This is a genomic window from Streptomyces sp. NBC_00461 (assembly GCF_036013935.1).
In the GTDB taxonomy this organism is placed as follows: domain Bacteria; phylum Actinomycetota; class Actinomycetes; order Streptomycetales; family Streptomycetaceae; genus Streptomyces.
In genome coordinates this window covers 5,108,942-5,122,202 of record NZ_CP107902.1, presented here as the reverse complement: position 1 = coordinate 5,122,202, position 13,261 = coordinate 5,108,942, and the positions used below count along the sequence as shown (strand labels likewise).

Sequence of the window (13,261 nt, the reverse complement as noted above, 5' to 3'; positions counted from 1 at the left end):
GCCGTGCGGACGTCCGAGATGTCAGGAACCCGGATCCCGCTCGTTGCCACCGCCCTCGCCGCACTGCTCCTTCTGACCGGCTGCGCGGGCAGGGCCCAGAGTCCGGACGTCGAGCACGCGGACCAGCAGGGGCCGACCGTGATCGGCACCGACGGCTCGGCGGAGAGCCGGGTGGTGGCGGCGCTCTACGGCGAACTCCTCACCCACGCCGGGCAGCGGGTGCGGGTGTCGGCCACCGGTTACACCTCGCCCTCCGCCTCCGCCGAGGCCGTGGTCGAGGGCAGGCTCGGCCTGGCGCCGGCGTACGAGAGCACCCTGCTGCGCACGTTCCCGGGCGGGGGCGCCCTGCCCGGGAACATGGCGGCGACGCTGAGCATGGCGCTGCCCGTGGGCATCGAGGCCCTGCCGCCGGCCGCGGCCGAGCGCGGGATCGTCCTCGCGGTCACCCGGGCCACGGCCCGGCGCCACGGCCTGCACAGCCTCGCCGACCTCCGCAAGGCCAGCGGCCGCCTCACCCTCGGCGGTCCCGCGTCCGGCGACCCGGACGTCCCGCCGCCCGCGTTTCTGAAGAAGGCGTACGGCGTCACCATCGCTCCCGCCGGCACCTCGGCCACCGCCGACGTGCAGGTCCTGCGCGGCACGGACCCCGCCCTCACCAGGGACGGACTGGTCGTGCTGGCCGATCCGAGGGGTGTCGTCCCGCCCGAACACGTCATCCCGCTCATCGCCGCCCCCGACGCGGACCCGGTCGCCACCAAGGCCCTGGCCCGCCTCAACCCGGTTCTCACGACCGGCCAACTGGCACAGCTCGTTTCCTCCGTGAAGGCCGGAGAGGCCCCCGCGCGGGCGGCCCGGTCCTGGCTGCGCGCCCGTGGGCTGCTGACCTGAACCGGCAACGTCGCCGCAGGCGAGGACATCCGTGCCCGTTGTCTTTCTCGGAGAACAGGTGACAGTTGGCCGTGTCGCCGATGACCCAGAAGTGCGCAGGGCAGCCCCCGAATCGCCCAAGGGTTCTCAGCTTCCCCAGCGCCACGCCGGTCAGCTCGCCGGCGTGAGGATCACCGCATGTCCGCCCGCGCTCGTCATGGCCACAGTGAGGGTGGCGGCGGAGGTGACCGTCCGGGTGCTGACGACGGTGGGCTGCATGTCGATCAGCAACTCGTACGTGGCGGCGGTCTTGGCCCAGGCGATGATCTGGTTGGTCATGGCCTGGGTGCCGTCGTTGATGAAGCCCAGTTTGATGCCGGCCACGCGCCAGCTCCTGTAGAGAGCGAACAAGGTGTCCGGGTCCGTCGCGGCGATCCGGTTGACGTGGAGGAAGACACCGACGCCGTTGGCCGTGGGGTAGTCGATCACGGTGGGCAGGTCGATGGGGGAGCTGCCAGAGCCTCGGCCAGCTCGGCCCGGGCGATCACGTCGACGGCCTGACCTCCGAACTTCCGCCCCCCGTGGCGCACACCGCTGCCAGTGCACGCGCCGGACCACTGCGCGCGTCGAGGTGCGCCATATCTAGTGCCGCGGCAGGGAACGTTTGCCCGTCAAGGAGCGGCGTCCGGTGCGTGCTCTCGGCGTGCCGGCCGGAAGTCCTCGTACTGGACGTACTTGGGCTTTCGGCCGGTGCGGTGAGAGTGCGTGCCGGGCGTCGCGACGGGGCGAACGTTGCCTGTTGCGGCACTAGCATACGAGCGGCCCCGGCGTGACCCTGTACGTCTGCCCCGAGCATGCCCCCGACATGATGCCGGGTCCACTCGCCGGAGAGTTGGAGGCCTTCGCGTAGCGGGTTCGCGACGCGACGCGCCCCGTGCGGCTCAAGTGCCGTACGGGGCCCATGCATTGTGTTGCGCACAACCAGCCCCGCTGGGGGAAGGTCCGGGCTACACCGACCCTCCCCAAGATCGCCGTCTTGGCCCGCTAACCTTACGTGTCCGTCCTGGCCAGGGATTGACGGGCACCAACTCACCCGAAGGGTTGCGCACATGGGCATTCTCACTCTCCTGCGGAATGCATTCGGCAGGTCACGCAAGGGGCGTGCCACCGAAGCAGAGGGTGCGGACCTCACCCCTTCGCAGTCTCCGGAACCGACGGTCCCCTCACCGTCACCCGAACCGCAGCCGGCGCCATCCGCCCAGGTCCCGGAGCCGCGCTCGTCGACGACGGAGTCCGCCGCGTCCACGGAATCTGCGTCCACGGAGTCCACGGAGCTTACGGAGGACGAGCACGAGCTGGTCTCGGCGGCATTCGACAAGGTGACTGTTCCGAAGCCGGCGACGCCGGTGGACCCGGTGACGGCTGAGCCGGTGACCGAGAAGCCGGCCGAGCCGACGGTGGCGGAAGAGCCGACGCCGGTGACCGAGGTCGCCCCCGAGCCGGTGGCGGTGACCGAGCCGGCGGCTGAGGAGCAGGAGGCGGCGGCCACGGTGACGGAAGAGCCGACGCCGGAGCCCACCCCTGAGACCGAGCCGGTCGTGGCGGAGCCCGAGCCGATCGCGGAGGCCGAGGTCGAGCCGGTCGCGGAGGCGGCTTCCGAGCCGGTGACGCAGGAGCCAGTCGCGGAGGCGGAGGTCGAGCCGGACCCCGAGCCGGTCGTGGCGGAGCCCGAGCCGGTAGCCGCCGAGGCGCCGGAGCCCGCGGCAGAACCGGACCCGGTGGCGGAGTCCGCCCCCGAGCCCGTGGTGGAAGCAGAGCCCGAGCCGGTCGCCCAGGTTGAGCCGGAGGCAGAGCCCGAGACTGTCCCCGAGGCGACGCCCGAACCGCAGCCCCAGCCTGTCCCCGAGGCGGCGCCCGAACCGCAGCCCGAACCGGTGGCCGCGTCGGCGGACGACACGGTTTCCGCTCCGGAGCCCGTGGCCGCCGCCGTGGACGAGCCCGCGGCCGCCGACGGCGAGGACGCTCCACAGGGGCCACTCGCAGTCGACGACGAAAGTGGTACGGGCGGTGCGGGTGGGAGCAGCAACCCAGCCGAAGGCGGGGCGCCCACGCCCGTCCCGGCAACCCTCCGCACGGCGTACACCGCAGCCGAAGCCGCCCTCAAGGCCACCGACCTCACCGGCACCGCCGCCAAGGTCTACCTCGTCCTCGACCGCTCCGCGAGCATGCGCCCGTACTACAAGGACGGCTCCGCACAGGCCCTCGCCGAGCAGACACTCGCCCTCGCCGCCCACCTCGACCCCCAGGGCCCCGAGAACACCACGGTCCACGTCACGTTCTTCTCCACGGAAGTGGACGGCACCGGCGAACTCACCCTCACCGACCACGAGAACAAGATCGACGACCTGCACGCAGGGCTCGGCCGCATGGGCCGTACCAGCTACCACGCGGCCGTGGAGGACGTTCTCACCCACCACGCCAAGGAAGCCCCCGGCACCCGGGCCCTGGTCGTCTTCCAGACGGACGGCGCCCCCGACGCCAAGACCCCCGCCAACCAGGCCCTTACGGACGCGGCGAAGAACCACCCCGCCGTCTTCTTCTCCTTCGTCGCCTTCGGAGACCCGGAGAACAAGGCCTTCGACTACCTCCGCAAGCTGAAGCTGGACAACACGTCCCACTTCCTCGCCGGCGCGACCCCGCGCGAACTCACGGACACGGAGGTCTACGAGGGCATCCTGGCGAACTGGCGCCCGTAACCCCCGAAGATCACCAGGCGGCCGCCCCTTCCCACACCGTAAAACGGGAAGCGGGCGGCCCACCCGTGTCGGCTACGATTTCAAGGTTCGCAACGAAGCAGGAACCGCGGACCAAGGACCACGAAACCGACCTGGGAGCAGCCCCCGATGGCTCGACACCTCATCACCAGCGCCCTTCCGTACATCAACGGAATCAAGCACCTGGGCAACATGGTGGGGTCCATGCTCCCGGCGGACGTGTACTCCCGCTACCTCCGCCAGCGCGGTCACGACGTCCTGTACATCTGCGCGACGGACGAGCACGGCACCCCGGCCGAGCTGGCGGCGAAGGAGCGGGGCCTTCCCGTGGACGAGTTCTGCGCGCAGGCGCACGACGCCCAGAAGGCGGTCTACGACGGCTTCGCGCTGGCCTTCGACTACTTCGGCCGGAGTTCCAGCTCCCAGAACGTGGAGATCACCCAGCACTTCGCCCGCCGCCTCAACGAGAACGGCTTCATCGAGGAGCGGGCGATCCGCCAGGTGTACAGCCCCACCGACGGCCGCTTCCTCCCGGACCGCTACGTCGAGGGCACCTGCCCCCACTGCGGCTACGACAAGGCCCGCGGCGACCAGTGCGAGAACTGCACCCGGGTCCTGGACCCCACCGACCTGATCAACCCGCGCTCGGCGATCTCCGGCTCCACCGACCTGGAGGTCCGCGAGACCAAGCACCTCTTCCTCCTCCAGTCGAAGCTCCAGCACGAGGTCGAGGAGTGGGTGTCCCGCCACGAGGCGGACTGGCCGCAGCTGGCGTCCTCCATCGCCCGCAAGTGGCTGACCGAGGGCCTGCACGACCGCGCGATCACCCGTGACCTGGACTGGGGCGTCCCGGTGCCGCGGGACACCTGGCCGGAGCTGGCGGCCGAGGGCAAGGTCTTCTACGTCTGGTTCGACGCCCCGATCGAGTACATCGGCGCGACGAAGGAGTGGTCGGACCTCGACCCGGAGAATCGCGACTGGAAGTCGTGGTGGTACGACGTCGACACCGACGTCCGCTACACGGAGTTCATGGCCAAGGACAACGTCCCCTTCCACACGGTGATGTTCCCGGCCACCGAGCTGGGCGTGCGCGAGCCGTGGAAGAAGGTCGACTTCGTCAAGGCCTTCAACTGGCTGACGTACTACGGCGGAAAGTTCTCCACGTCCCAGAAGCGGGGCGTCTTCACCGACCACGCCCTGGACATCCTCCCCGCCGACTACTGGCGCTACTTCCTGATCGCCAACGCTCCCGAGTCGGACGACTCGTCCTTCACCTGGGAGCACTTCACGGCGACGGTGAACAAGGACCTGGCCGACACCCTCGGCAACTTCGTCAACCGCGTCCTGTCCTTCTCCAAGAAGCGCTTCGGCGAGGACGTCCCCGCGGGCGGCGAGCCGGGCGAGGCGGAGACGAAGCTGGGCGAGCAGATCGCCGAACTCCTCGCCGAGTACGAGTCCCAGCTGGAGGCCCTCCAGTTCCGCAAGGCGGCCGCGGCCCTGCGCGCCCTGTGGTCCGCGGGCAACTCCTACCTGGAGGAGAAGGCCCCCTGGCTGGAGATCAAGACGGACAAGGACGGCGCGGCCCTGACGCTGCGCACGGCGATGAACCTGATCCACCTCTACGCGGTGGTCTCGGAGCCGTTCATCCCGACGACGTCGGCCACCATGCGCCAGGCGTTCGCCCTGTCCGACGACACCGCAACCTGGATCACCCCGGACGAGGCCAGGTCCCTCACCGGGGTTCCCGCAGGCACCCCCTTCACGGTCCCGCCGGTCCTGTTCGCCAAGCTGACGGACGAGGACCTGGAGACCTACAAGGAGCGCTTCGGCGGCGAGCCCGCGTAGGAACCGTGAGAAATGGGGCTCGGAAGGCGGAACGGCTTTCCGGGCCCCGTATTGTTCCGCCATGGCAGTACCCGAAGTCGTCCCGATCGCCTACGTGCCCAGGCACCGGACCGAGTCCATCGGCCGGTACGCGGACGGGCAGTTCCTGGCGTCGATCACCTATGCCTTCCCGCGGGGATTCCGTCTCGACCACGGCTGGGAAGAGCACAAACGTCTCTACGCGGTGCTGCACACCTTCGACCCCGAGGGCCGCTACCGCGACTCGGAGATCTGGTGTGCCGGCACCTGGGCCGAACAGATGCGCAATCCGGACGGGGACGGGTCGGTCATGCAGCGCGCCCGCGTCCACCTGGCGAAACTCCTGCGCAGCCTGCCCCGCCGCTCCTACACGGACATCGCGATACGACCGTTCCAACTGACCGTCGACGACGTGCAGTTCGGCCTGGTGATCCGCGAGGACGACGGGGAGAGCTGGGCCGAGCTCTACCCCGACCGCCTCGCCTTCGGTGACCCCTGGGACGGCACGTACGACACCTGACCGGCCCCGGCCTTCCTGCCCCCCGTAACGCCAGTGAGTCGATGAGCCGGTCAGCCGGCCGGCACCCCGACCCCGGTGCCGGTCGTCGTGGGCGGGTCCCTCGCAAGCCCCAGCGCCTCCCGTGGTCCCTCGTAAGCCCCAGCGCCTCCCGTGCCGTGGCGACAAGCAGCAACCCCTCCTGCGCCGTCCGCGTCACCCGCTCGTGGTCCGCGGCGGTACGGGCGTCGGCAAGCAGGGTCCGGGCGGCGCGATGGGACTCGGCCGCGTCCGTGAGCGCCTGGCCCGCCGGCCTGCCGCCTGTCGCCCAACTGCTCGCTCCCGGCGGCATCAGGCTGCCGCCCAGCCGCGTCAGCCAGCGGTTGGCCTCGCCTCCGAGCCCAAGGGAAAGGGCTCGAAACCGACGCCGGTTTCGAGCCCTTCGTATCCGCCTGAGGTCTGTGCCTCGGTCTGTGACCTACTTCGGCTGCGGCTTGCGCACCGAGAGGTGCAGTTCCTTCAGCCGCGCCTCCTCCAGCTCCGTCGGCGCACCCATCATCAGGTCCTGGGCGTTGCCGTTGAGCGGGAAGGCGATGGTCTCGCGGATGTTCGGCTCGTCGGCGAGCAGCATCACGATGCGGTCGACGCCGGGGGCGATGCCGCCGTGCGGCGGGGCGCCGAAGCGGAAGGCGCGCAGCATGCCGGCGAACTTGTCCTCGACGGTTTCACGGTCGTAGCCCGCGATCTCGAAGGCCTTGAGCATGATGTCGGGCTCGTGGTTCCGGATCGCGCCGGAGGACAGCTCGACGCCGTTGCAGACGATGTCGTACTGCCAGCCCAGGATGTCCAGCGGGTCCTGGGTCTCCAGGGCCTCCAGACCGCCCTGCGGCATCGAGAAGGGGTTGTGCGAGAAGTCGATCGCGCCGGTCTCCTCGTCCTTCTCGTACATCGGGAAGTCGACGATCCAGCAGAACCGGAACACGCCGTCCTCGAAGTGCCCGGCACGCTTGGCGGCCTCGACCCGCACCGCGCCCATGATCTTCGAGACCTCGTCGAACTCGCCCGCGCCGAAGAAGACGGCGTGGCCGGCGGCCAGCGACAGGCGCTTGGTCAGCTCGGCGACGTTCTCCTCGGTGAGGAACTTGGCGATCGGGCCGGTGAGGGACCCGTCCTCGGTGACGCGCACCCAGGCCAGACCCTTCGCGCCCAGCGAGACAGCGAAGTCGCCGAGCTGGTCGAAGAACTTACGGGGCTGGTCCTGGACCCCCGGCACCGCCAGGGCACGCACGTGCTTGCCCGCGAACGCCTTGAACTCCGAGCCGTCGAAGACGTCGGTGATGTCGACGAGCTCCAGCTGGGCCCGCAGGTCCGGCTTGTCGGAGCCGTACTTCAGCATCGCCTCGCGGAACGGGATCCGCGGGAAGGGCGAGGTGACGTGGCGGCCGCCGCCGAACTCCTCGAACAGCTCGGTCATGAGCTGCTCGATGGGCTGGAAGACGTCCTCCTGCTCGACGAAGCTCATCTCGACGTCGAGCTGGTAGAACTCGCCCGGCGAACGGTCCGCGCGGGCGTCCTCGTCACGGAAGCACGGCGCGATCTGGAAGTAGCGGTCGAAGCCGGAGATCATCAGCAGCTGCTTGAACTGCTGCGGCGCCTGCGGCAGGGCGTAGAACTTGCCCGGGTTCAGCCGGGAGGGGACCACGAAGTCGCGGGCGCCCTCGGGGGAGGTCGCCGACAGGATCGGCGTCGCCATCTCGTTGAAGCCCAGCGCCGTCATCTTGTGCCGGATCGCCGAGATGACCGACGTGCGCAGCAGGATGTTGCGGTGCATGCGCTCGCGGCGCAGGTCGAGGAAGCGGTACTCCAGGCGGCGCTCCTCGTTCACCCCGTCCTCGGTGTTGATCGTGAAGGGGAGCGGGGCGGCGGCACCGAGCAGCTCGACCTCGCCGACCTCGACCTCGATCTCACCGGTCGGCAGGTCCGGGTTGACGTTGTCGGCGCCCCGGGAGACGACCTTGCCGTCGACGCGGACCGTCGACTCCTTGGTGACCTTGTCGAGGGCCTCGTAGGCCGGGGTTCCCGGGCGGGCGACGAGCTGCGTGATGCCGTAGTGATCACGCAGATCGATGAAGAGGATGCCGCCCAGGTCGCGCCGATTGTGCAGCCAGCCACTCAGCCGGACGTCGGTGCCGACGTCAGAGGCGCGGAGCTCGCCGCAGGTGTGGGACCTGTACCGATGCATCGTCGTTCATCCAGCCTTCGCGGATCGGGGGTACGTTTCACGTGAAACAACCCCAGGGTACCGGGCACCCCAGGATCGGCTCCCCACCATTAAGACGGGGCAATCGGTGGCACTCCTCGATCACCTCTCCATAAAGTGGGGCAATGCGCACTGGTGAGCCTCTGCCCGCCGTGGGGGAGGTTCTCGCCGCCCTCGCGACCGGCCTGTGGCACTGGGACACCGCCACGGAACTGGTCACGGTCGATGCCGAAGCCGCCCGGCTCCTCGGTCTGCCCGCCGTCCAGACGACCCTCACGGAAGCCCGGGCAAGAGCCCGTCTGCACCCTGTCGACTGGAACGAGATCATCGCCGTCGTCGGGCTGGCCGTCACCGAGGGCACGCTGGCCGAGGTGCGGATCCGGATCATGGACGAGCACGGACGGGTGATCCGCGTCGTCCGCTCCCGTTCCAAGCCCTCGTTCGACCCCGGCAAGAAGTCCTTCCAGCTGATCGGCACCCTCCAGGAGGTGGCCGAGCCGACCCCCGGCACCCCGGCCGGACGCAGCGCCGTCACCGGCGACTGGCGGCGGTCCAGGGAGGCGTTCCTGCTGGACGCGGGAAGGGCGCTGGCCGAGGCACGGTCCACGGAGGAGGTGCTGCGGGTCGCGGCGGGCCTGTCGATGCCGGGATTCAGCCCCGACGGGCTCGCGGTGTTCGGCGTCGAGGGCGACCGGCTGACGATCACCGGCCACCACGGGGCCCAGCCCGGCGACGACGGCCCCTTCTCCCACATGTCCCTGGACACGGACTACCCGGCAGCCGAGGTGGTCCGCACCGGCCGCGCCGTCTACATCTCCACCCCCGAGCAGTACAGATCCCGCTACCCGGTCACCTGGCCGCTCGCCTCGTCCTTCGGCCGCCACTCCTGGGCCTTTCTGCCGCTGACCGTGGCCGGCCGCACGATGGGCGCCTGGATGGCGGCCTTCGCCTACCCCGTCACCTTCAACCCCGACGAGCGGTCGGTGCTGACGACGGTGGCCCGCATGCTCGCCCAGGCACTGTCCCGCGCCGGTGTCGCCGAGACCGAGCGCGCGCTGACGGACGGCCTGCAGCGCTCGATGATGCCGACGCTCGGCCCCCAGATACCGGGCATGAGCGTCACCGCGCGCTACGTCCCCACCGGGGGCGGGCTCCAGGTCGGCGGCGACTGGTACGACATGATCCCGCTGCCTGGGGGCACCCCCTCTGGGGGAGGCCGTATCGCCCTGGTCATCGGCGACGTACAGGGCCATGACGTCCGGGCGGCCGGTCTGATGGGCCAGCTCCGCATCGCCCTGCGCGCCTACGCCTCCGAGGGCCACCGCCCCGACGCGGTGCTCTCCCGTGCCTCCCGCTTCCTGCACGGCATGACGGACGGGGCTCCCGAGGACGACGCCCACTCGGACCTGCGCTTCGCGACCTGTCTGTACGTCGAGGCCGATCCGGCGACCGGCACCCTCGACATCGCCCGCGCCGGGCACCCCGACCCGGCCATCCGCATGGCCGACGGCACCGTGATGGCCCGTCCGACGGCGGGCGGCCTGCCTCTCGGCATCGACCCGGACGCCGACTACCCGACCACCCGGATCACCCTCGAAGCCGGCGAGACCATGCTGGTCTGCACCGACGGCCTGATCGAGACCGGCGGCCACGATCTGGAGAGCGGCTGGCAGCGGATCCGCACGATCCTGGAGGAACACAAGGGCGATCTGGAGGAGCTGGCGGACGCCCTGGTGCAGGGGGTGCACGGACCGTCCTCCCACCACACCACCGGCCCGCTCGCCGACCGGCGCGAGGACGACATAGCCGTACTGCTGCTGAGTCGGCCGGAGGAGGGCTACGGCGAGGCACTGTTCCTGCCGCCGCCGGTGCGCCGCACGATGCTCTCCGTCGCACAGGCGGAACCTGAGCGGGTGGCGGTGGCCCGTCAGCAACTGCGCGAGCTGCTCCACGACTGGCCCTCGCCCGACCAGGTCGACTCGGCGGTGCTGCTGGTCTCCGAGATGCTCACCAACGTCCTCGTGCACACCGACGCCGACGCGCTGCTGCTGGCGGAGGTGCGGGGCGAAACCGGGAACCGCCGGATGCGGATCCAGGTCAACGACACCAGCGACGCCCTCCCGCACAAGCGCCGCCCCGGCGAACTGGCCTCCTCGGGCCGCGGGTTGATCCTCATCGAGCTGCTCGCGGACGCCTGGGGCGTGGACCCCCAGGGCGAGGGCAAGAGCATCTGGTTCGAGCTCTACGAGTCCGGGGGCTCGGCCGAACCCCCGGACGGCTCGGGCCCGGCGTAGCGCGCCCGCAGTTCGTGCACGACCGCGAAGGCGGCCGCGGTGAGGGGTACGGCGAGCAGCATGCCGAGGATCCCCGCCACGGACGCCCCCGCCGTGATCGCGACCATCACCACTGCCGGGTGCATCTGCGCGGTCCGGCTCTGGATCACCGGCGTGAGCACATGCCCTTCCAGCACCTGCACGGCGAGGACGACCCCGAGCACCCACAGCGCGATCACGAACCCGCGGTCGGCGAGCGCGACCAGCACGGCGACGGCACCGGAGAGGAAGGCGCCGAGGTAGGGGATGTAGGCGCCGACGAACACGAGCGCGCCCAGCCCCACGGCCCCCGGCACATCCAGGACCAGCAGCCCCACGGTGATGCAGACGGCGTCGATGAGCGCGATGAAGGTGGTACCGCGCATGAACCCCTCGACGGCCTCGAAGGCCCGTCGGGCCATGGCCTCCAGCGTCTCGCCGCTCCGCCCCGGAGCGATCTCCCGGACCAGGCCGGCGGCCTTGTGCGAGTCCCGCAGGAAGAAGAAGACGAGGAACAGCGCCAGCACGGCCATCGCGATGCCCTCGCCCACGACGCTGACCCCGCTGATGACATTGGACGCGGCCGTGCCGCCGAACTTGGTGAGCAGGTCCTTCGCGTTCGTGGCGACGTCGTCCAGCGAGGTCCCCGCGGCCCCGAAGTGGTCGGCGACCCCCTGGCCCGCCTCCTTCAGCGAGGCGACGATCTCGTCACCGGTGTCGACGAGCGCGGCGACGACGATGTACACGGCCCCACCGACGACGGCCACGACCGCCACGCAGGTGAGCCCGGCGGCGAGGGACCGGTTGACCCTGGCCTTCACGAGCCGCCGGTGCAGTGGCCCCAGCAGGGCGGTCCCGAGCAGGGCGAGCAGCACCGGCACCACGGCCGTACGGAACGCGGAGCACAGCAGCACCCCGACGTAGACCACTCCTGCCCCGAGCAGCACGACAGCGCACCAGGCGGCGAACCGCCGGACGGGGTCGGGAAGGAGCTGCACCCGTCCAGCGGATCACGCGCGTGCATGCGCTGTCCTGCGCGAACGACCCAGCCGGGTGAGATCCGGCGGGTGCGTCGCTCGCGGTCCTACAGGCCGCCCTCGGTCATCCCGTGCACCGCGGGGATCGTCCCCAGCCGGCCCTTCTGGAAGTCGTCGAAGGCCTGCTGGAGTTCCTCGCGGGTGTTCATGACGAACGGACCGTAGTGGGCCATCGGCTCACGTATCGGCTGCCCGCCCAGGAGCACGACCTCCAGGTCCGGCGTGTGGGCGTCCTGCTTGTCGTCCGCGCGGACGGCCAAGGACCCGCCCGCACCGAACACGGCGGTCTGGCCCATCTGGACCGGACGCCGATCGGCACCCACCGCACCGCGCCCCGCCAGCACATACGCAAGCCCGTTGAAGTCCTCGCGCCACGGCAGCGTGATCTCCGCGCCCGGCGCCAGCGTCGCGTGGATCATGGTGATCGGCGTGTGCGTGACGCCGGGACCCTGGTGGCCGTCCAGCTCACCGGCGATGACGCGCAGGAGCGCGCCGCCGTCCGGGGTCGTCAGCAGCTGGACGTTGCCGCCGCGGATGTCCTGGTAGCGCGGGGCCATCATCTTGTCCTTGGCCGGGAGGTTCACCCACAGCTGCAGGCCGTGGAAGAGGCCGCCGGACATGACGAGGGACTCCGGCGGGGCCTCGATGTGCAGAAGGCCCGAGCCCGCGGTCATCCACTGGGTGTCGCCGTTGGTGATGGTGCCGCCACCGCCCTGCGAGTCCTGGTGGTCGAAGATCCCGTCGATGATGTAGGTGACGGTCTCGAAGCCGCGGTGCGGGTGCCAGGGGGTGCCCTTGGGCTCACCCGGCGCGTACTCCACCTCGCCCATCTGATCCATCATGATGAACGGATCCAGGTGGCGGTAGTTGATCCCGGCGAACGCCCGGCGCACCGGGAAGCCCTCGCCCTCGAAACCGCTCGGCGCGGTCGTGACGGCCAGTACGGGACGTGCCACGACATCGGCCGACGCGGCCACACGCGGCAGCGTCAGCGGGTTCTCGACGGTCACTGCAGGCATGTCGGTACCTCCTTGTGTACGACCACTTTAGTTGAGCATTGAACTTTCTGCCAGCCACAACAGAGAAAGCCCGGAGGACATTCCCTCCGGGCGTCGGGTACGAGGGGGCGGTGGACGTCAGCCGCGCCCGCGGCTGTCAGCCGTACATCCTGCGCATCGCGAACTCGACCATCTGCTCCACGGCCTTCGCGTCGAAGACCATGCGGTGCTCGCCCTCCATGTCGAGGACGAAACCGTAGCCGGTGGGCAGGAGGTCGATGACCTCGGCTCCCGTGATCACGAAGTACTTGGACTCCTTGCCCGCGTACCGGCGCAGTTCCTTGAGCGAGGTGAACATCGGGATCACCGGCTGCTGGGTGTTGTGCAGGGCGAGGAAACCGGGGTTGTCGCCGCGCGGGCAGTAGACCTTCGAGGTCGCGAAGACCTGCTGGAAGTCCTCCGCGGACAGCTGGCCGGTGGTGAAGGCCCGCACCGCGTCCGCGAGGGACGGCGGGGACGGCTCGGGATACAGCGGCTGCTGCTGCCCGTAACCGCCCGGGCCCTGCTGCGGCTGGGCGTACTGCTGCTGGGCACCCGCACCCACGTTCTGGTCGTAGCCGTACATGGGCGCAAGAGTACTGAGTCACAGATGAC

General features: G+C 70.3%; 10 protein-coding genes. 5 read left to right on the top strand and 5 right to left on the bottom strand.

What is annotated here, in order from left to right:
• Positions 1-18: 18 nt before the first annotated feature.
• Positions 19-888 (top strand): glycine betaine ABC transporter substrate-binding protein, encoded by an 870-nt coding sequence (locus OG870_RS24000; protein WP_327691400.1) that lies wholly within the window; start codon positions 19-21, stop codon positions 886-888.
• A gap of 150 nt (positions 889-1,038) precedes the next feature.
• Here OG870_RS24000 and OG870_RS23995 read toward each other — a convergent pair whose 3' ends face one another.
• Positions 1,039-1,473: a glycoside hydrolase family 97 catalytic domain-containing protein gene (locus tag OG870_RS23995; protein ID WP_266518071.1), complete on the bottom strand. Its 435-nt coding sequence runs from the start codon at positions 1,471-1,473 to the stop codon at positions 1,039-1,041.
• A gap of 503 nt (positions 1,474-1,976) precedes the next feature.
• Between OG870_RS23995 and OG870_RS23990 the strand changes: the two genes are divergently transcribed.
• From OG870_RS23990 to OG870_RS23980, 3 genes are all read left to right on the top strand, one after another.
• Complete coding sequence (locus OG870_RS23990) at positions 1,977-3,623, top strand: VWA domain-containing protein (RefSeq protein ID WP_266583014.1); 1,647 nt, start codon at positions 1,977-1,979, stop codon at positions 3,621-3,623.
• Positions 3,624-3,770: 147 nt separating this feature from the next.
• On the top strand, positions 3,771-5,486 hold the full coding sequence (gene metG, locus OG870_RS23985; RefSeq protein ID WP_266518065.1) for a methionine--tRNA ligase: 1,716 nt from the start codon (positions 3,771-3,773) through the stop codon (positions 5,484-5,486).
• Positions 5,487-5,547: 61 nt separating this feature from the next.
• Positions 5,548-6,024, top strand: a complete 477-nt coding sequence (locus OG870_RS23980; RefSeq protein ID WP_266518062.1) for a hypothetical protein — start codon at positions 5,548-5,550, stop codon at positions 6,022-6,024.
• Positions 6,025-6,478: 454 nt separating this feature from the next.
• Here the strand turns inward: OG870_RS23980 and aspS are convergent, their stop codons facing one another.
• Positions 6,479-8,242: an aspartate--tRNA ligase gene (gene aspS, locus OG870_RS23975; RefSeq protein WP_266518057.1), complete on the bottom strand. Its 1,764-nt coding sequence runs from the start codon at positions 8,240-8,242 to the stop codon at positions 6,479-6,481.
• A gap of 143 nt (positions 8,243-8,385) precedes the next feature.
• Between aspS and OG870_RS23970 the strand changes: the two genes are divergently transcribed.
• Positions 8,386-10,554 carry a SpoIIE family protein phosphatase gene (locus OG870_RS23970; protein ID WP_266583016.1) on the top strand — a complete coding sequence of 723 codons (2,169 nt, stop codon included), beginning with the start codon at positions 8,386-8,388 and terminating at the stop codon, positions 10,552-10,554.
• Here OG870_RS23970 and OG870_RS23965 read toward each other — a convergent pair.
• From OG870_RS23965 to OG870_RS23955, 3 genes are all read right to left on the bottom strand, one after another.
• The gene (locus OG870_RS23965) at positions 10,503-11,570 is read right to left on the bottom strand and encodes an AI-2E family transporter (RefSeq protein ID WP_266518053.1); all 1,068 of its coding nucleotides are present in this window, start codon (positions 11,568-11,570) and stop codon (positions 10,503-10,505) included. The two genes, OG870_RS23970 and OG870_RS23965, sit on opposite strands and share 52 nt — an antisense overlap.
• An 86-nt stretch (positions 11,571-11,656) precedes the next feature.
• A complete protein-coding gene (locus OG870_RS23960) occupies positions 11,657-12,628 on the bottom strand; it encodes a pirin family protein (protein WP_266583018.1) in 972 nt (323 codons plus the stop codon).
• 136 nt (positions 12,629-12,764) lie between these two features.
• Complete coding sequence (locus OG870_RS23955) at positions 12,765-13,232, bottom strand: SseB family protein (RefSeq protein ID WP_030939169.1); 468 nt, start codon at positions 13,230-13,232, stop codon at positions 12,765-12,767.
• Between the last annotated feature and the right edge of the window lie 29 nt (positions 13,233-13,261).